Origin of the sequence: Synechococcus sp. CCAP 1479/10, from assembly GCF_019038515.1 — a bacterium.
Classification (GTDB): domain Bacteria; phylum Cyanobacteriota; class Cyanobacteriia; order PCC-6307; family Cyanobiaceae; genus Cyanobium.
Window position 1 is genome coordinate 246,466 of record NZ_JAFKRJ010000022.1, and the last position, 17,968, is coordinate 264,433.

The window sequence follows — 17,968 nt, forward strand, 5'->3', positions numbered from 1 at the left end:
GGGAGGGGAGGGAAGCCAGCCGCTGAAAGAAAGAAAGACGATTGCACCCGGAGAAGGCCGGTCTACAAGGAGTAGCAGGAACTCGCCGATCCGGCCACGAACTAGAAAATCGCTCCAGCGATTTATCACCCTATTTGGGGTCCCATTTTGTTGGGAGGTTCTCCTACGCGGCGAGAACTTATTCCCCCCCCCCCATGGCCCTACCCTTCGGCGCTGCCTGTGATGGTGCCAGCCAGGCGAATGGCCAGGCAATCAGATCGGCCGAGGATGTTGCAAGTAGTGACCACTTCCACCTGCTAGTGATAGATTGAGCCTGGCAGACAGCCCAGCCGAGATACAGGCGGGCCTGCCACCAGCACTCACTATCACCAGCCCGTCGAGGCGGCACTCAGGTTCGAGGCCTGGGGCTGGTCTTGCCCGCCGGACGCCGACATTCCCGGCCGGGCACCACCACTGATGAACACCACCGACACCGACCGTGCGCTCCTGCTGGCCCTGGTCGCCCTGGCCGTTGCCATCGAGGCTTTGGCCGTGCTGATGCGCCCGCTGGTGGCCCACGGGCTGGCCCTGCTGCTCACCCTGGCCGGTTGGCGCCCATCCAGCTCCTGGCCCGCCTCAGGTGAGCTACAGGAGCGCATGGAGGCCGCTGCCACGCCATCCGTCCTCCCGGCCACCGCGCCCGCTCCAGAGGCTGCTGGGGGCCAGCTGGTGGCCTTACCCGTCCGGGAGCTGCGCCAGCTGGCCCGTGCTGCCGGCCACCGCTCTCTGGCCCGCTCTGGCCGCCGTCAGCAGCTGCTCGAGGCCCTGACCTGAGCAGCGCCGCATCGACCACCACCACCCACGCCATGCCCACCACCAACGCACCACCTCCTGCCACCACCCCACCCGTAACGAGCGAGGGAACCGACCAATCCGTAACAGCACCACCACCGGCCCGTAACGCCCCGCTCCAGCTGGTGGCCTACTACCGCGTCTCGACCGACCGCCAGGGCCAGAGCGGCCTGGGGCTTGATGCGCAGCGACTGCGGATCCAGCAGCTCGCCGCCGACCGTGGCGCCCAGCTGGTGGCCGAGTTCACCGAGGTTGAGAGCGGCAGGAAGAACCACCGGCCGGTGCTAGCCCAGGCCCTGGCCGAGGCCCGCAGGCTCAATGCCGCCGTGGTGGTGGCCAAGCTCGACCGGCTGGCCAGGGATGCTGAGTTCGTGCTGCGGCTCAGCAGGGAGGCCCAGGCCAATGGGCTGGCCGGGTTCCTGTTCTGCGACCTGCCGGAGATTGATGCCACCACCAGCGCCGGCCGGTTGATCCTGTCCGTCATGGCCTCGGTTGCCGAGTTCGAGAGCAGGCGCATCAGCGAGCGCACCAGGGAGGCGATGGCCCAGGCGAAGGCGAAAGGGGTTCGCTTCGGGGCTGCAAGGCCCAAGGCCGCCGCTGCCAACGCTGCTCGCCGCCAGCAGGCCACAGAGGCGGCCGAGAGGCTGCGAGGGATCCTGCTGCCCATGGCGGCGTCGGGGGCCTCACTGAGGACCATGGCAGGGGCCCTGGAGGCAGCTGGCGTCGTCACTGCCGGCGGTGCATCCCGATGGCAGCCGACCCAGGTTTCCAGGGCGCTCCAGCGGCTGGGCCTGTGCCCGCGCCAGGGCCCGCTGCTTCCTCTGGCGGGATAGCTCCACCGCACAGCGCCGCCGATAGGTTTCCAGCCTTCGATCCGTGCCGTGATGGGCCAGCGAAAGCGTCACCGCTATGAGCAACCGGGATTGCCGGGAACGGGCTTGTCCGTGGAGCGGTACGGCCCCGAGCGGCCTGGGCCGACGCTGGAGGTGCTGGAGCAGGGCCAGCTGGGGGTGGAGCCCCTCGGGCCACTGTTCGAGGGCACAGCGCCGGAAGGGGATGGGGAGCCTGGCTGAGTTCCCTACCCGGCTCAGCGGCAGCGCACCGGGAATCCCCGGTGCGGTGACCAGCGCCTGGGAGCTGCTGGAGGGCCTCAGGCGGCTTTCTGGGAGTTGCCCTGCTCCAGCTGCTGGCGGAGCCCTTCCAGGCGGTTGAGCTTCGCTTGCTGGGCATCGTGCGCGACGACCAACTGAGCCAGCTCCAGTTCCTCAGCCGCCGCCCTGGCCTCGGCCTCGACGCCGGCAAGCTCCCTGGCGAACGGCATCAGCCGGTCCCCGATGGCCGACTGGAACTGATCGAGAACCCAACCCCTTCGGGTCTTCCCGCCCACCGAAGCCAGGCCAGGGTGGATCAGGAAGTACAGGCGGGCGGAATGGGGGGCACGGGTCGCAGGGTCTGGCATCGACGCCCTTTCCTTGGCCGACAGCTCGTGGAGGGGGGGCGCCGTGCAGCGCACCACAAGGCCCACCCGGCGGAGGCGCTGGATCGAGCTGCAGACGCACCCGGGGATCGCTTGATGCTCGGCCGCCATCTCTGACGCCGAGGACCACACCCTGCCGGTGCTGGTGTTCATCCGGGCCACCATCGCCTGCAGAAGGAACATCGCGCGGGTGGTCAGCTCCCTTTTGAGCACCAGCCTCTCCACCGCCAGCAGTCCCAGCCGATGGAACATCACGAAGTCCGTGAGCCTCTCGTGGTCGAGAACAGTCACCGGGCCAGGTATCCAGAACGGGTCTGTATGAATACTTACGCACTCGTTGAAGCAAGTACACCTCGCCATCGCCACTGCACCTATGCGTCGCCGCACCACTGGATGTGATGCAGGCCGATGGAATGGGGCCCAGGGAGGTGGTTTGCACGGTTTGGGGGTTTGCACGGTCCTCTCCCACTCATTCGTGCAAACCGGGCAAACCGTGCAAACCGTGCAAACCCCATAGGGACAGAGTTTTGACGGAACCTCTCTTTACTGATGAGAGACCCATGCACGGTTTGCACAGTTAAAACGGTTTGCACGGGCAAGTAGGGGACAAACCGTGCAAACCCTCTGTGGCTTGGTTCAGGCATCCTGCACCGGGATGTAGGTGGCAGCAGGACGGCCTCCATCGGGGGCCGATTCGGTCGGGATGGTCTTGATAGCCAACCGTTTCTGGACCAGAGCTCCCAGGGTGTCCTGGGCCCGCTGACGACTCAGGTCGAGGGCTGTCACCGCATCAGCGACTGTCGTCGGCTCTCCAGCCTTCGCCCGCTGGATCAGCAGCCGCAGGGCCGACTGCTGGCGATCGGTGAGCTTCTCCCTGGCCTTCTCCCTGGCCTGGGCCTCCATGGCAGCAGCGGCGTCGCCGTGACAGATCCAGCCCTCGGCATCGGTGCGCTCGATCAGCAGTTCCTGGGGCATCCCGCCGCGTCCCTCGGTCTTGAGGACGAGGCGCCGCTCTTTGTTCCCCTGCGGGCCCCCTGCACCGGTCTGCAGGCGGGTGAGGCTGATCATCTGGCTGGCGACGGCAGGGAGGGCTGTAGAGCCCCTGGAGGCGGCCACGGCGCCATCGTTGGCGCGGCCCTTGTTGGCGTGGTGGATCACCAGGACGGTGGCGCGGTGAGGCTCCAGGGCACTCATCAGATCCCGCACCGGTTCGGCCACCTCAGCGGATTCCTCTTTCAACCCCAGGGGGCTGATGCAGGCGTGCAGGGAGTCGATCAACACCACCAGACCGGGATGCTTCTCCGCGTAGGTGGTGATCCGGTCGATCCCCTCGGCGTCCAGGTGCAGTGGGCGGCCAGCAGTGAACAGGCCGAGGATGCGATGGTGCAGACGGTTGGTGTGATCGAGCAGGCCGAACTGCTTGAGCATCCGCCCCCAGTCGTTTTCTGGCTGGTCGCTGCCGACGATCAGCACCGGCGGGCAGGGCGTCGGGGGCAGGTCGCAGCCGAGGAAGGACCGCTGGCCATGGAGCCAAGCACCAAGGAATCCAAGGGCCCACGCGGTCTTGCCGATCTTTGGGAGGGCGACGATCAGGTTCAGGGCGCCTGCCATCAAGATCCCCTCCAGCAGCCATGGGATCGGCGCCAAGGACAACGGCTGATTGGGGGTGAGCGGCAGCACCGGGCCGGCGTCGCCGTTGCGGGCTTCCCACAGCAGGGAGCGGATCTGTTGAGGGCCAAGGGCCGGAAGCTCTAGGTCTGTTGCTGCCATCCGCATGGCCAGCTCCTGCTCAACCTTGCGGGGATGCTCTGTGAGGATCTGGGCTGCGCGACTGCGAAGCAGCTCGAAACGCTGGCTTTCGGAGAGCGGGATTGATGCCCTGGCTGCCTGCCCCACTGGGTCCCCACTCGCCGCCGTGGCCTGCGCCACCTGCAACACCTCCTCAGCTGACGGCTGCGGCCGCTTGGGCTCCACATAGCCGCCAGCCTTGGCCAGGTGGTGGAGCGTGGCGATAGAAGCCGGCCGTCCCTTGTGCCCCTTGCCGAAGCTGCGCCACTTCGCCCGACACTCCTTCTCGTCGAAGTTCGGCATCGGCCGGCACCATTCGATCCATTCCGGCAGCAGTCCGGGGTCGGTGTGGTGCAGGGCCATCCCCACCCGGAGCCAGTCGATGTAGCAGCTGTGGGCCTGCGGGTCGATGTACTCCAACATCGCCACCGCACGGGCGGCGTCCTCCGCTGTAGGGACCACCTCAAGGGCATCTGGATGCGCTTGGATCAGGAGGGCTTCCAGCAGCCAGTCCGGCGCCACTGCCGGGTCGGAGATGTCGTGAGGGCTCCGTCCGGTGAGCCAGCGGTAGCTGCCGGTTTCCGGGTGGGCGCCCATCACCACCGACTGGTGGCGGTCCCAGCGCAGTTCCCAAAGCGTGATGGCGGTCTTCTTCCCGTCCCTGTCGAGGGGGTCACCTTCGCGCCACGGGCGGGTGAAGGTCCTGCGGTTCCTCAGCGCCGGCCACCACTCATTGGGAACGGTGAACAGGTGACCACTGCGGCCTGGCTTGCCGCTGGTCCAGGCGATCGTCCGTGGCAGGTCAGTGATCGGGTGGCCGGTGACCTCCTGGAATGAATCGCGCCAGCCATCGGAGTCGAGATCGAGCACCAGCTGGCCCGATACCGGCCCTGATTTCACACCCCAGGCGGGTGGTGCGTCTCCATTCAGAGCAGCGGCTTCATCGGGGGTGAAGTTCTCCCGGTCGAACCACTCCTTGCCTGCCAGGGGCCGCTTATCAGGTCCGACACGCACCAGTCGACTGTCGGACGGTAAGGCGAGCAGGTCGTGGCGATGGTCTGGCTTCGGGGTGCTCATTGCCGCCCCTCCACCCGCGCAAGATCCATGGCAATGGTGAGCCGGTCCAGTAGGCGCGAGACCCGCAGAGGGCAGCTGGGGTGGGCATCAATGAGGCGCCCGGCTGCGCCCTGCAGTCCTGCAGCGCCCAGAGCCCGCTTTGCACGGAGCTGGCCGATCCGACGGGCGAGCAGCAGTGACTCCCACCTGGTGGGGGATGGCAGAATGTTGGGGTAGGCATTCACCCAGACCCGCTTCTTTTGAGCCGGGGCATAGCCCTGAGGGTCACCATCCCTCGGGGCTTTTTTGTAGGCAGTCATGGCTCAGCCCTCCCCGGCGGCAGGGGCGAGATCTGTTGGAAGAAGCTCTGCAGGGCCCACCGCCAGCGCACCCCTTAGGGTCCGGCGGCTTAGGGCTTCCTTGCGCAGCTCTTCAGCCAGGCCAGGGCGAAGGCCCAACTTGGCGACGTAATCGACCAAGGCCAGCCGCAGCATGGAGCTGGTGCTGAGGCCCTGGGAGGCTGCGGCCTCGTGGGCGAGTTGATGGAGGCGAGGGGTGGCGTAGCACTGCAGTGACAGCGTGCCCGTGCTCAACCCTGCCGACGCATTGCTGCTCATCGGTCAGATGGTTTGAGCGGATGGGGGCGGCCACTGCTGGGCCCTAGTCCGCGCGGGCCTTCGCTGTGCTGTCTTTGCCTTGTTCCATTCTATACGCCACAGCTAGAGTCGAATCAGCTAGCTAGCCACCATCCATGGGGTCTCGTCCCCCAAAAGCCCCGGAGAGCCCCCTCGATCGGCGCCCCAAGCAGATCCCCCTGGACCCCAAGCGCCAGCTGGTGCAGATCCTGGAGAGCGGGATGGAGTCGGCCCTTGCCTGGGAGTTCGTCCATACCTGCGGCCACTTCTATCTGCTGTCGAACGCCGTTCTGGCAGCCCCATTCCTGGGCAGGGAGCTGGTGGAAGGGGTCAAGGCCTACCAGCGGGTGCAGGTGGCTCTGGAGCGGCTGATGGCTGGCGATCCCGACGCCCCCATCTCGGCCATCTGCCGCCACAGCAGTCTGGCTGGGCTGATCAACGCAGCCCAGAACGTCATCTGCCAGCCCGGCTGGTTCCTCGATCCCTCCCAAGTGGTGCTGGTCGCTGCCGACCAGGCCGAACTAGATGCGCTGATGGCCCTGCTGCGGCAGCCGATGGCTGGCCAGGGCAGTGACGAGGATCCGCTGGCGGCGGCGCAGTGGGTGGCGGAGAACCTGATGGCCCCATACCCCGGCTGGAAGATCTCTGGTCCCCTGCCGGTGCGACTGGCCTCTGAGATCGGGCCCGAGGACTCATGGCGGGAGGTGTTCCTGTCACCTCGCTGCCTGGAGCTCCCGGCCCTGGAGGTGCTGCCGGCGGTGCGGGCGGCAAGGGTGGGTCTGCAGATCCCTGCCATGGGGGGAGAGGACGCGGCGGCGGGCGTTGAGCGGCAGTGGCATCAGTGGGACTGGGATGCGCAGGACCGGAAGCAGGCCCGCCGGTTGGCCGAATGGATGGCCCAATCAGAGGAGCAGTACCGGGCAAGCCTCACGGCGGCGCAGATGTTGCGGGAAGGCCGGAAAGCTCGATTAGCAAGCAGAGAGTCCTCCTGGCGGGCAAGAGTTGGTCCAGAAGTTGTAGACCGACTAGAGCGTATGGAGACTGAGCGAAGTGCTCGAAAATTGGCGAGCCCTTATCTGCCTCCCGCTGAGTTGGGATCTGCTGAATGTTGCGGTGATCCGAACGTAAAGAGTGCTGCAGGTGTGAGACTGGCTGAAGCTGAGGGTTCTGGGATGGCATATTCGCGATGAACCAACTCACTGCTAACTGGACTAAGTTGCAGAAATGGTTTCAACTGAAAAAGTCGACAAAAGTAATTCTCTGGCGTAGCTTCTGGCTTGGTTTGGGCATATTGATTGTCGTTACTTGGATCTTGAGCCCTTGGGGAGGCTCTCCCGGTGGACTTGGTATCAAGGGAGGCGAGACCACCCATGTCGAGAGAGATAGAAACTGGCGAGTAACAAAATATTCAATCCAGGCCGGTGAAGCCAAGACGGCGTGGGACTGGGCAGGTTTAATCGGCGTCCCAGCAACACTCGCTTTTCTCGGGGTTTGGTTTCAATCTCAAGAACAGAAAAGAGCTAGCAAAGACGCAACTGAGCAACGAAGGCTAGCGGCGGAAGAAAGCAAGGAAGAGACGCTGCAGCGGTACTTTGATCGCGTAGCACAGCTGCTGATCGAAAAGGATCTCATTGGCCTTTCTTCTTCGTTAACTGAACCTAGCTCAATTCTAAACTCTGCCAATGATGTTATCAGGGCGAGGACGCTATCAGTGCTCCGTTCCTTTTCTGGCGATGGAGGGAGGAAAAGAAGCGTAGTTGTTTTTTTGATTGAAACAGAGGTGCTTCGTAAGTTGAATGTGTCGCTAGCGACCGCAAGTCTCAGCGAGGCAGATCTTTACGGCCTAAATCTTAGCGGGGTGAGCCTTAGCTGGGCCGACCTTGCCTCGGCCAACCTTAGTGGTGCCAAGCTCGGCAAGGCTCGCCTAGATGAGGCCAAGCTAATAAAGGCGAATCTCAGATCGGCCGAGCTCGTAGAGGCCATCCTCGGCGGGGCCAGCCTCATGGGTGCCGACCTCAACGGGGCCAACCTTAGTGGGGCCAACCTCAGCTGGGCCAACCTCAGTGGGGCAGATCTCAGTAATGCTGACCTCAGGAATGCTGATCTCATCAACGCCAATCTCAGCGGGGCTAACCTCACTGGGGCGGTCCTCAGCGGGGCCGTCCTTAGTTATGCCGACCTAAGCGAAACCGACTTCAGCAATGCCCGCCTCACTGGTGCAGACTTCACAGAGGCAGGCTTCAAAGACACTGTTCGCCCGGATGGGACTAGAACGAATTCTGGATTCTCTCATTTTCTCTAGATCACTAAACCCTGCAACTATTTTCATCAGCAACAGGCCACCGGAACCCACCCCCAGCTGCGCCGCTTCATCGCCTCCATCAGCAGGGCAAGCGGCACCCCACCACGGGAATACCGGGCGCTCATGGACCTGGAGGAGTGCCCCAAGATCTGCTCGATCACCTGCTGCTCAGCACCAGCGTCCACCAGCTGCTGGGCGGTGAAGTGCCGGCTGCTGTGGAACACCGCTGATCGGTCCTCGATGCCGGCCTGGGCCCGGAGCAGCTTCCCCAGCCGGACGCTGGCGTAGTGGCTCAGCCGTGGATCCGTTGCTGGTGGTGGTGGTTCGGGAAAGAGCAGACCCGGCCCCTGGTGCTGCACCCAATCGGTGAACCCCTCGGTGATCAGCGCATCAGGCAACGGCAGCAGGCGGGCGCTGCTGTCGTTCTTCAGCCGCCGGTCGGCGCTCGGCTGGATTGACACCACCCAGAGCCCTTCAGCCTGGTGCACGTCCTCCTTCCGTAATCCCGCCAGCTCCTCAAGGCGGGCGCCAAGAGCCAGGCCAAGGGGAAAGCCCCAACGATCAAGCGGCCGTCCGCCACCTTGCTGCCTGCTGATCTGCCACAGGATCGCTGCCTCGGCCTCCGTGAAGGGACGCCGCTCTCGACGGGTACCTGTCGCATCCCTGAGGCTCCGGCCGGCCAGGCGTTCGAGAACCCCGCCCTGCAGCGACACCCCATCGCCGGCAGCAGCAACCAACACCGCCCGCACCATGGCGAGCTTCCGTTTCGCCGTGCTGGCCGTGCCCCCCTCCAGAAGGGCATCCCGCCATCCACTCACCTCTGCAGGTGTCAGATGGTCCAGCCGGTTGTGGCCGGTGTGCCTAGCCAGTTCCTGCAATCGTGCTGTCGCATCTAACTGGCTCTTGTGCGCTGGCTGCCGCAGCCTCACCCACCGATCCAGGGCCACCTCGAAGGTGGAGTGGCTCCCGCCCCCTTGCGATCCATTCCCCACTGGGGGGGGTGGGAAGGCAGGCAGGGGATCTGGAAGACGGCCGGCCTCGATCTCAGCCACCTGCCGGCCCAGGTGCACCGCAGCTGTCACCAAACGCAGGGCCACTGCCTGTACTTCGGCAGCGGCCACCGTCAGCCCCAGGGCCTTCAGTTGCTGCCGGGCTTCCTTGATCCAATGGCTGATCCCCCGCCGGCACTCGACCACCGTCTTCTGTAGGTGAGCTAGGGCCTCGTGGCTGGTCAGTTCCTCCGAGTGGAGCACTTCACCTGGCTGCTGCCAGAAGGAAGGATGTGGGATGCGCTCGATTTCCCACGCCATGCGGCGCACCACCTCCACCACCTCGGGCGATGGCACGGGAGGGGCTTCCCAGTCCGTTGGCAGGGGTAAGGGCAGCACAATTCCGAGCCGGTCCACCGCCATCAGCACAGCCTGGGTTTCCCGGGCGGCATGGAACGAATCCTCATCCTGAGGAGGGGCCAGGGATGCCCACCTTCCAGCCACCCCCAGCTGCTCCTGAACTGAAAGCCGGGGTAGTGCTTCGGCGCCTGCCAGGACAGCCTCCGCCTGGCCATGGATCAGGTCATAGGCCCGACGGAACTCCCGGCTCCCTGGCACCCCGCTCAGCCGGGCGGTGAAGGTCGATCGGCCGATGGCGGCCCGCAGTTCAGCCGGAACCCTGCGCTTGTAGTAAGGCAGCCGGGCGCCGCCGCGCAGCACCACGTACGGGACCCCCTGGGCACCGGCCAATGGGCGTTGTGGAGAACTGCTCTGCACCCAACGCTGCACCCAATGTTGCACCCAACCTATGGCCAGGTGCCCCTGAGATTACTGGGATCTCAGGCCTGGTAGGCAACTTGAGGTGAGATCATGGAGAATAGGGGACTCGAACCCCTGACCTCTGCGGTGCGATCGCAGCGCTCTACCAGCTGAGCTAATTCCCCTTCGATCGCCATTATCACCATCCCGTCCCCCTTCCCGGCCGCCCCCTTGGTTGATTCCAGCCTGTCCATCACCCCCGAGCAGCTCGCGGCCTTCGACGACGCCTCCATTGCCGAACTCGCCCGGCGTCTCGAGGAGGACGACTACCCCACGCCGTTCGCGGGCCTCGCCGACTGGCACCTGCTGCGGGCCCTGGCCATCCACCGCCCCGATCTGATCCGGCCCTACGTCCATCTGGTGGATCAGGAACCCTTCGATGAGGAGTGAGGAGGACGCCCTTGCGGGACGGCGGGTGCTGGTGCTGATCAGCGGCAGCATCGCCGCCGTCAAGCTGCCCCAGCTCGTCAGTGCCCTGGTGCAGCGCGGGGCCCTGGTGCGCTGTGTGCTCAGCCCCGGCGCGGAGCGGCTGGTGAGTGCGGTGGCCCTGGCCAGCCTCAGCCGCGCCCCCTGCCACATCGAGGCCGACCAGTGGAGCCATCAGGAATCCAGGCCCCTGCACATCGCCCTGGCCGAGTGGGCCGAGGTGGTGCTGCTGGCCCCCCTCAGCGCCACCAGCCTGGCCCGCTGGGTGCACGGGATGGCCGACACCCTGCTGGCCAGCACCCTGATCGCCTGCGAGGTCCCCGTGGTGGCCGCCCCGGCCATGAACAGCGCCATGTGGGCCGCCCCGCCGGTGCGCCGCAACTGGCGGGAGCTGCAGGGCTGGGAGCGGGTGCTGCCCCTGGAGCCCGGCAGCGGCCTGCTGGCCTGCGACCGCTTGGGCGATGGGCGCATGGCCGACCCGGCTCTGCTGCTGCTGGCGCTGGAGTCGCTGCTGGTGGCCGGCTGCCGCCGCGACTGGGCCGGGCGCCGCCTGCTGGTGAGTGCCGGCCCCACCCGGGAGGCCCTCGATCCGGCCCGCTGCCTCACCAACCCCAGCACCGGGCGCATGGGGGTGCTGCTGGCCCAGGCCGCCCGCCTGCGCGGCGCCACGGTCGATCTGGTCCACGGCCCGCTGGCGGTCGATCCGGCCTGGCTGGAGGGCCTCCAGTGCCACCCCGTCGTCACCGCGGCGGAGATGGAGGCGGCGCTGCTGCGGCTTCAGGACGGCGCCGATGCCATCGCCATGGCCGCCGCCGTCGCCGACCACCGCCGCCGCAGCCCCGAGCACCGCAAGCTCCCCAAGGAGGCGCTGGAGGCCTCCCTCACCGAGGGCTGGGAGCCCGTGCCCGATCTGCTGGCGGCCCTGGTGCGGGGCCGCCCTCCGGCCCAGGCGATCCTCGGCTTCGCCGCCCAGAGCGGTGAGGTGCTCCAGGAGGCCCGGGCCAAGTTCGCCCGCAAGGGCTGTGATCTGCTGTTCGCCAACCCCATCGACCGGGACGGAGCGGGGTTCGGGTCGGCCGGCAACGAAGGCTGGCTGCTCGGTCCCGGTGAGCGGGAAAGCCAGGTGGGCCCCACCGGCAAGCTGGCCCTGGCCCACCGGCTGCTCTCGGCGCTCGCGGAAGCGGCGGCGCTCAGGTCTCCGGATCGGGCGCCAGCAGATCCATGAACGTGCGCAGCTGCAGCCGGGGGATGTAGGGCCAGCCGCCGCTGCCTTCCATCTCGGAGAGCAGGGTGAACAGGCCGTTGCGGTCGCTGGGCAGGCTGCTGCGGAAGGGGCCGTCCTGGATGCTGCGGTGCAGGTGCTCGATGCGGCGCAGCAGATCGAGCAGGGCCTCGGGCTGCTCGGCGCGCTGCTCGGCGATCCTCAGCAGGGTGTCGAGGGCCCGCTGGAGTTCGGGGTCGGCGGCTGGGTCGAAGGCTGGCTCGGTCGCGGGTGCGGACGTCGGAGGGGCCGGAGCCGTCGCGGCGGGTCCCGGAGACGGCGGCGCGAAGGGCGTGGAGTCGTCGATCGGGTGGGTGCGGTTCAGGGACATCTCCCTCTCATACAGGTTGTTGAGAGCCCACGCAAGCCACCTGGAATGGGCGTTTTGCACCGGTAGGATCCCGGCCAGCCCAGTTCCCGTTCCGTCTCTGCGGCTTCTCCCCATGCGTTTCCGTCCCCTGCTGGCCCTCGTGCTGGCTCTGTGCCTGACCCTGGTGTCCGCATGCAGCGGCGGGGCCAAGGCCGTTGATCGGGCCAATCTCACCTACGAAGACATCCACAACACCGGTCTGGCGAACGACTGCCCGACCCTGCCCGATTCCGCACGCGGCACGATCACCCTGGATCCCTCGGCGACCTACCAGCTCAAGGAGATCTGCATGCACCCCTCCGAGGTCTTCGTGAAGGGTGAGCCCGCCAACAAGCGCCAGGAAGCCCAGTTCGTCGCCGGCAAGATCCTCACCCGGTATACCTCCAGCCTCGATCAGGTCTACGGCGACCTCAAGGTCAGCGGTGACAAGCTCAGCTTCAAGGAGCTGGGTGGCATCGACTTCCAGCCGATCACCGTGCTGATGCCCGGTGGTGAGGAAGTGCCCTTCATGTTCTCCAGCAAGGAGCTCAAGGCCTCTGCCGCCGGCACCTCCTTCTCCACCAGCACCGACCTCAAGGGCGAGTACCGCGCCCCCAGCTACCGCACCAGCAACTTCCTGGATCCCAAGGGCCGGGGCCTGACCACCGGCTACAGCAGCGCCGTGGGTCTGGTGCCCGCTGGTGATGAATTCGCCGGGGAAACCGTCAAGCGCTATGTGGATGGCTCCGGCACCATGGATCTCTCGATCACCAAGGTCGATCCCAGCACCGGCGAGTTCGCCGGGGTGTTCACCGCCATCCAGCCCTCTGACACCGACATGGGCACCAAGGCCGTCGTCGACGTCAAGATCACCGGCGAGCTCTACGGCCGTCTCGAGGAGGTCTGAGGCCCGGGCCGGGTTTCGCCCCAGGCCCCCCTCACCACAACCCGTTGATCCCAGGGGCCCACGGGCCCCTTTTTTCATGGCCGCCCTTTTTCATGGCCGCCCTTTTTCAAGGCCGCTCTTTTTCAAGGCCGAAGGTTGGTCTGGGAGGATGGGTCTATTCCCTGTAAAGCCCCGGCCCGTCGCCATGACGCTCGCCAACACCGCCGCCCGTTCCGATCTGATCGCCCCCCACGGCGGCAGCCTCGTCGATCTGATGGTGCCGCCCGACCAGCAGGAGGGTGTGCGCGCCCCGGTGGACAAGGTGCTGGAGTGCAGTCACCGCAACGCCTGCGACGTGGAGCTGCTGATCGTGGGCGGCTTCTCGCCCCTGCGCGGCTTCATGCACCAGGAGGACTACGAGGCTGTGGTGGCGGGCCACCGCACCACCAGCGGTCTGCTGTTCGGCCTGCCGATCATCTTCGACACCGACGACGCCTCCGTCGCCGTGGGCCAGCGGCTGCTGCTCACCTACCAGGGCCAGGACCTGGCCGTGCTCACCGTGGAGAGCCGCTGGGAGCCCGACAAGGTGCTCGAGGCCAAGGGGTGCTACGGCACCACCTCCCTGGAACATCCGGCGGTGCGCATGATCGCCACCGAACGGGGCCGCTTCTACCTCGGCGGACGCCTCCAGGGTCTGGCCCTGCCGCAGCGCGTCTTCCCATGCAGCACCCCGGCCGACGTGCGCGCCACCCTGCCGGCGGGCCAGGACGTGGTGGCCTTCCAATGCCGCAACCCCATCCACCGGGCCCACTACGAACTGTTCACCCGCGCCCTCGAGGCCCCCAACGTGAGCAAGGGCGGGGTGGTGCTGGTGCACCCCACCTGCGGTCCCACCCAGGAGGACGACATCGCCGGCGAGGTGCGCTTCGCCACCTATGAGCGCCTGGCCGCCGAGGTGGACAACCCCCGCATCCGCTGGGCCTACCTGCCCTACGCCATGCACATGGCCGGCCCCCGGGAGGCCCTGCAGCACATGATCATCCGCAAGAACTACGGCTGCACCCACTTCATCATTGGCCGCGACATGGCGGGCTGCAAATCGTCCCTCACCGGCGAGGACTTCTACGGCCCCTACGAGGCCCAGGACTTCGCCCGTGACCAGGCCACCGAGCTCGGCATGGAGACGGTGCCGTCCCTCAACCTCGTCTACACCGAGGAGGAGGGCTACGTCACCGCCGAGCACGCCCAGGCCCGGGGGCTGCACATCCGCAAGCTGAGCGGCACCCAGTTCCGCCAGATGCTGCGCGGCGGTGAGGAGATCCCGGAATGGTTCGCCTTCCGTAGCGTGGTGGAGGTGCTCAGGGCCGCGGCCTGAGCCCCGTCCGACCGCGGACGCCGATTAACATTCTGTTACTTTCACTCTCACACAGGAGACAGGGTCGTGAAGAAACGCTGGCGCAACGCGGGGCTCTACGTGCTCCTGGTGATCGTGATGATCGCCGTGGGCACCGCCTTCCTGGAGCGGCCTGACCCGGCCCGGGCCCCCCGCACCCTGCGCTACAGCGATTTCGTCGAGGCCGTCCAGGCCAACGAGATCTCCCGGGTGCTGATCTCCCCCGACCGCGGCACCGCCCAGGTGGTGGAGAACGACGGCCAGCGCGCCGTGGTGAACCTCGCCCCCGACAAGGACCTGCTCAAGCTGCTCACCGACCACAACGTCGACATCGCCGTGCAGCCCAACCGGGAGCCGGCGGCCTGGCAGCAGGCGATCGGCAGCCTGATCTTCCCGCTGCTGCTGCTCGGCGGCCTGTTCTTCCTGTTGCGCCGCGCCCAGGGCGGCGGCGGCAACCCGGCCATGAATTTCGGCAAGAGCAAGGCCCGGGTCCAGATGGAACCCCAGACCCAGGTCACCTTCGGTGACGTGGCCGGCATCGAGGGCGCCAAGCTCGAGCTCACCGAGGTGGTCGACTTCCTCAAGAACCCCGACCGCTTCACCGCTGTCGGCGCCAAGATCCCCAAGGGCGTGCTGCTGGTGGGCCCTCCGGGCACCGGCAAGACGCTGCTGGCCAAGGCCGTGGCCGGTGAGGCGGGCGTGCCGTTCTTCTCGATCTCCGGTTCGGAGTTCGTCGAGATGTTCGTGGGCGTCGGCGCCAGCCGGGTGCGCGACCTGTTCGAGCAGGCCAAGAAGAACGCCCCCTGCATCGTCTTCATCGATGAGATCGACGCCGTGGGCCGCCAGCGGGGCGCCGGCCTCGGCGGCGGCAACGACGAGCGGGAGCAGACCCTCAACCAGCTGCTCACCGAGATGGACGGCTTCGAGGGCAACACCGGCATCATCATCGTGGCGGCCACCAACCGCCCCGACGTGCTCGATTCGGCCCTGATGCGGCCGGGTCGCTTCGACCGTCAGGTGGTGGTCGACCGTCCCGACTACGCCGGCCGTCTCCAGATCCTCGGTGTCCACGCCCGCGGCAAGACCCTCGCCAAGGACGTCGACCTCGACAAGGTGGCCCGCCGCACCCCCGGCTTCACCGGTGCCGACCTGGCCAACCTGCTCAACGAGGCGGCCATCCTCGCCGCCCGGCGCCAGCTGACCGAAGTGTCGATGGATGAGGTCAACGACGCCATCGAGCGCGTCATGGCCGGCCCGGAGAAGAAGGACCGGGTGATGAGCGAGCGCCGCAAGCGCCTGGTGGCCTACCACGAGTCCGGCCACGCCCTGGTGGGCGCCCTGATGCCCGACTACGACCCCGTCCAGAAGATCAGCATCATTCCCCGCGGCCAGGCCGGCGGCCTCACCTTCTTCACCCCCAGTGAGGAGCGCATGGAGTCGGGGCTCTACTCCCGCTCCTACCTGCAGAACCAGATGGCCGTCGCCCTCGGTGGCCGGGTCGCCGAGGAGATCGTCTACGGCGAAGACGAAGTCACCACCGGGGCCTCCAACGACCTGCAGCAGGTGGCCCGGGTCGCCCGCCAGATGGTGACCCGCTTCGGCATGAGCGACCGCCTCGGCCCGGTGGCCCTGGGCCGGGCCCAGGGGGGCATGTTCCTCGGCCGCGACATCGCCGCCGAGCGCGACTTCTCCGAGGACACCGCCGCCGCCATCGACGAGGAGGTCTCCCAGCTGGTGGCCGACGCCTACCGCCGCGCCACCGAGGTGCTGCTCGCCAACCGGGCCGTGCTCGATGAGCTGGCCGAGCTCCTGGTCGAGAAGGAGACCGTGGATGCCGAGGAGCTCCAGGAGCTGCTCATCTCCCGCGATGTGACGGTGGCCGCCTACGTCTAGGCCTCCCTGCGAGTCCCTGATCCAGTCCCTGCACCACCAGCCCCTGCTGGTGGTGCTTCGCGCTGAGCAGCCAGCGCTCCTGGCCCCCCAGCTGGGCCAGCTGGCCGACCTGGGGGTGCGCCATGTGGAGATCGCCTGGGGGCCCTCGCCGGCCTGGATCCCCGACTGCCGGCTCCTGATCGAGGCGTATCCCGATCTGCGTCTGGGGGCGGCCTCGATCTGCACCCCCGCGGCCCTGGCGGCGGCCCTGGAGGCGGGTTTCTCCTACGGCGTCTCCCCCGTCCTGGAGGCGAAGCTGCTGGAGACGGCGGCGATGGCCCGCTTCGCCCTGGTCCCCGGGGTGATGACACCCACGGAGGTGAACCGGGCCCGCTCCCTGGGCTGCCCGATCGTCAAGCTGTTCCCCGCCGCCAGCGTCGGCATCGGCCACTGGCGGCGCCTGCAGGATCCCCTCGGTCCACCGCTCCCCTTCTGCATCGCCGCCGGCGGTCTCCAGCCCGGCGATGTGCGTCCCTGGCTGGAGGCCGGGGTCAATGCCGTCGCCCTGGGCTCGTCGCTGGTCGCCCAGGGGCCGGAGCCCCTGCGGCAGGTGCTGGGAGAACTGCCGCAGCGGCCCTGAGCGGGCGGATCACCAGAGGCTGCACTGGCCCTGCTGACGCAGCAGGTGATCGGCCAGCACCAGGGCCACCATCGCCTCCACCATCGGCACGGCCCGGGGCAGCACGCAGGGGTCGTGGCGTCCCTTCGCCGCCAGGGTGGTCGCGGCACCGGTGGCATCGATGGTCTGCTGCTCCTTGCGGATCGTGGCCGTGGGTTTGAAGGCCACCCGCAGCTGGATCTCCTCCCCGTTGCTGATGCCCCCCTGGATGCCCCCCGAGTTGTTGGTGGCGGTCCGCAGGCGGCCGTCGCCGCTGGGCAGGAAGGCGTCGTTGTGCTCGCTGCCGCGCAGCAGGGTGCCGCCGAAGCCGGAGCCGATCTCGAAGCCCTTGGTGGCCGGCAGCGACATCACCGCCTTGGCCAGATCCGCCTCCAGTTTGTCGAACACCGGCATGCCCAGACCCACCGGCGGCCGCCGCACCAGGCATTCGATCACCCCGCCGCAGGAATCCCCGTCCCGCCCGATCGCCTCGATGCGCTCGATCATCCGTTCGGCGGTGGCGGCGTCGGGGCAGCGCACGATGTTGGCCTCCACCGCCTCCAGGCTCACGCTGGCGGGATCGATCTGGGCCTCAATGGTGTGAATCCGGCGCACCCAGGCGATCACCTCGGTGCCGTGGGTGCGGGCCAGCAGCTGCTTGGCCACCGCTCCGGCGGCCACCCGGCCGATCGTTTCCCGGGCCGAGGCGCGGCCGCCGCCGCTGCGGGCCTGGATGCCGTACTTGGCCTGGTAGGTGGCGTCGGCGTGGGAGGGCCGGAAGGCCACCTGCATCTCCTGGTAGTCCCCGGGGCGCTGGTCCTTGTTGCGGACCACCATGGCGATCGGCGTCCCGAGCGTGACCCCGTCGAGCAGGCCGCTGAGGATTTCGACCCTGTCCTCCTCCTTGCGGGGGGTGGTGATGCGGCTCTGGCCTGGCCGGCGTCGGTCGAGATCGGCCTGGATCTGCTCCAGATCCAGCGGCAGCCGGGGGGGACAGCCATCGATGATCACCCCGACGCCACCGCCGTGGGATTCGCCGAACGTGCTGATCCGGAAGAGATCACCGAAACTGCTGCCCATCGCACCGCCCTGACCAACCGGGTTTCCCGAAGCAGGGAGCCTACCCAGCCGGACCGCGTCGCCATGAAAAAACCCCCTGCGCGAGCAGGGGGTTGAGAAAGTCCAGGAAATCTGGAGAGGCTGGATCAGCCGATCGCCGGGGCGGT

The 17,968-nt window shown here is 67.3% G+C and carries 16 protein-coding genes and 1 tRNA gene; 11 read left to right on the forward strand and 6 right to left on the reverse strand.

The genetic code is table 11. From position 1 onward, the window contains the following. The first annotated feature begins 456 nt into the window (after positions 1 to 456). From KUG39_RS07180 to KUG39_RS17295, 3 genes are all read left to right on the forward strand, one after another. A complete protein-coding gene (locus tag KUG39_RS07180; protein WP_216913897.1) occupies positions 457 to 813 on the forward strand; it encodes a hypothetical protein in 357 nt (118 codons plus the stop codon). 32 nt (positions 814 to 845) lie between these two features. Beyond that, positions 846 to 1,664 (forward strand): recombinase family protein, encoded by an 819-nt coding sequence (locus KUG39_RS07185; RefSeq protein ID WP_216913895.1) that lies wholly within the window; start codon positions 846 to 848, stop codon positions 1,662 to 1,664. A gap of 105 nt (positions 1,665 to 1,769) precedes the next feature. Continuing rightward, positions 1,770 to 1,904 carry a hypothetical protein gene (locus KUG39_RS17295; protein ID WP_286192996.1) on the forward strand — a complete coding sequence of 45 codons (135 nt, stop codon included), beginning with the start codon at positions 1,770 to 1,772 and terminating at the stop codon, positions 1,902 to 1,904. Positions 1,905 to 1,981: 77 nt separating this feature from the next. Here the strand turns inward: KUG39_RS17295 and KUG39_RS07190 are convergent, their stop codons facing one another. Continuing rightward, entirely contained in the window at positions 1,982 to 2,533 is a 552-nt protein-coding gene (locus KUG39_RS07190; protein ID WP_216913893.1) for a hypothetical protein, read from the reverse strand. Between the two features lie 411 nt (positions 2,534 to 2,944). Further along, positions 2,945 to 5,110, reverse strand: coding sequence for a PriCT-2 domain-containing protein (locus KUG39_RS07195; RefSeq protein ID WP_216913891.1), 2,166 nt, complete (start codon positions 5,108 to 5,110; stop codon positions 2,945 to 2,947). A gap of 793 nt (positions 5,111 to 5,903) precedes the next feature. On the opposite strand from KUG39_RS07195, the gene KUG39_RS07200 reads away from it, so the two are divergent. Together KUG39_RS07200 and KUG39_RS07205 are read left to right on the forward strand one after the other, a co-directional pair. Beyond that, positions 5,904 to 6,977, forward strand: coding sequence for a hypothetical protein (locus tag KUG39_RS07200; RefSeq protein ID WP_216913889.1), 1,074 nt, complete (start codon positions 5,904 to 5,906; stop codon positions 6,975 to 6,977). Continuing rightward, positions 6,974 to 8,089 (forward strand): pentapeptide repeat-containing protein, encoded by a 1,116-nt coding sequence (locus KUG39_RS07205; RefSeq protein ID WP_216913887.1) that lies wholly within the window; start codon positions 6,974 to 6,976, stop codon positions 8,087 to 8,089. Before KUG39_RS07200 ends, KUG39_RS07205 begins: the two co-directional genes overlap by 4 nt. Before the next feature lie 26 nt (positions 8,090 to 8,115). Here KUG39_RS07205 and KUG39_RS07210 read toward each other — a convergent pair whose 3' ends face one another. Both KUG39_RS07210 and KUG39_RS07215 read right to left on the reverse strand, forming a co-directional pair. Beyond that, on the reverse strand, positions 8,116 to 8,907 hold the full coding sequence (locus KUG39_RS07210) for a tyrosine-type recombinase/integrase (protein WP_216913885.1): 792 nt from the start codon (positions 8,905 to 8,907) through the stop codon (positions 8,116 to 8,118). A gap of 1,042 nt (positions 8,908 to 9,949) precedes the next feature. Continuing rightward, positions 9,950 to 10,022: transfer RNA gene (locus tag KUG39_RS07215), tRNA-Ala, on the reverse strand. A 46-nt stretch (positions 10,023 to 10,068) separates the two neighbouring features. Here KUG39_RS07215 and isiD point away from each other — a divergent pair. Further along, the gene (isiD, locus tag KUG39_RS07220) at positions 10,069 to 10,287 is read left to right on the forward strand and encodes a protein IsiD (protein ID WP_190611442.1); all 219 of its coding nucleotides are present in this window, start codon (positions 10,069 to 10,071) and stop codon (positions 10,285 to 10,287) included. Beyond that, positions 10,277 to 11,548, forward strand: a complete 1,272-nt coding sequence (gene coaBC / locus KUG39_RS07225) for a bifunctional phosphopantothenoylcysteine decarboxylase/phosphopantothenate--cysteine ligase CoaBC (protein ID WP_216913883.1) — start codon at positions 10,277 to 10,279, stop codon at positions 11,546 to 11,548. The genes isiD and coaBC overlap by 11 nt, the downstream gene beginning before the upstream one ends. Here the strand turns inward: coaBC and KUG39_RS17750 are convergent. Then, on the reverse strand, positions 11,514 to 11,753 hold the full coding sequence (locus KUG39_RS17750) for a hypothetical protein (protein WP_286193002.1): 240 nt from the start codon (positions 11,751 to 11,753) through the stop codon (positions 11,514 to 11,516). The two genes, coaBC and KUG39_RS17750, sit on opposite strands and share 35 nt — an antisense overlap. Positions 11,754 to 12,027: 274 nt before the next feature. On the opposite strand from KUG39_RS17750, the gene psbO reads away from it, so the two are divergent. The 4 genes from psbO to KUG39_RS07250 all read left to right on the forward strand — a co-directional run bounded on the left by psbO (position 12,028) and on the right by KUG39_RS07250 (position 16,724). Further along, positions 12,028 to 12,840 carry a photosystem II manganese-stabilizing polypeptide gene (psbO, locus tag KUG39_RS07235; protein WP_094585817.1) on the forward strand — a complete coding sequence of 271 codons (813 nt, stop codon included), beginning with the start codon at positions 12,028 to 12,030 and terminating at the stop codon, positions 12,838 to 12,840. Between the two features lie 184 nt (positions 12,841 to 13,024). Next, positions 13,025 to 14,194: a sulfate adenylyltransferase gene (sat, locus tag KUG39_RS07240; RefSeq protein WP_216913879.1), complete on the forward strand. Its 1,170-nt coding sequence runs from the start codon at positions 13,025 to 13,027 to the stop codon at positions 14,192 to 14,194. 66 nt (positions 14,195 to 14,260) lie between these two features. After that, complete coding sequence (gene ftsH3 / locus KUG39_RS07245) at positions 14,261 to 16,105, forward strand: ATP-dependent zinc metalloprotease FtsH3 (protein WP_190611446.1); 1,845 nt, start codon at positions 14,261 to 14,263, stop codon at positions 16,103 to 16,105. Between the two features lie 49 nt (positions 16,106 to 16,154). Next, on the forward strand, positions 16,155 to 16,724 hold the full coding sequence (locus KUG39_RS07250) for a bifunctional 4-hydroxy-2-oxoglutarate aldolase/2-dehydro-3-deoxy-phosphogluconate aldolase (protein ID WP_502988638.1): 570 nt from the start codon (positions 16,155 to 16,157) through the stop codon (positions 16,722 to 16,724). A gap of 9 nt (positions 16,725 to 16,733) precedes the next feature. On the opposite strand, the gene aroC is transcribed toward KUG39_RS07250, so the two are convergent. After that, the gene (aroC, locus tag KUG39_RS07255; RefSeq protein WP_216913877.1) at positions 16,734 to 17,822 is read right to left on the reverse strand and encodes a chorismate synthase; all 1,089 of its coding nucleotides are present in this window, start codon (positions 17,820 to 17,822) and stop codon (positions 16,734 to 16,736) included. Positions 17,823 to 17,968 lie beyond the last annotated feature (146 nt).

Bases quoted from the DNA above. Each gene is read 5' to 3' on its own strand.
- KUG39_RS07180 (WP_216913897.1), top strand. From the start codon at position 457: ATGAACACCACCGACACCGACCGTGCGCTCCTGCTGGCCCTGGTCGCC.
- KUG39_RS07185 (WP_216913895.1), top strand. From the start codon at position 846: ATGCCCACCACCAACGCACCACCTCCTGCCACCACCCCACCCGTAACG.
- KUG39_RS07200 (WP_216913889.1), top strand. From the start codon at position 5,904: ATGGGGTCTCGTCCCCCAAAAGCCCCGGAGAGCCCCCTCGATCGGCGC.
- KUG39_RS07205 (WP_216913887.1), top strand. From the start codon at position 6,974: ATGAACCAACTCACTGCTAACTGGACTAAGTTGCAGAAATGGTTTCAA.
- coaBC (WP_216913883.1), top strand. From the start codon at position 10,277: ATGAGGAGTGAGGAGGACGCCCTTGCGGGACGGCGGGTGCTGGTGCTG.
- psbO (WP_094585817.1), top strand. From the start codon at position 12,028: ATGCGTTTCCGTCCCCTGCTGGCCCTCGTGCTGGCTCTGTGCCTGACC.
- sat (WP_216913879.1), top strand. From the start codon at position 13,025: ATGACGCTCGCCAACACCGCCGCCCGTTCCGATCTGATCGCCCCCCAC.
- aroC (WP_216913877.1), bottom strand. From the start codon at position 17,822: ATGGGCAGCAGTTTCGGTGATCTCTTCCGGATCAGCACGTTCGGCGAA.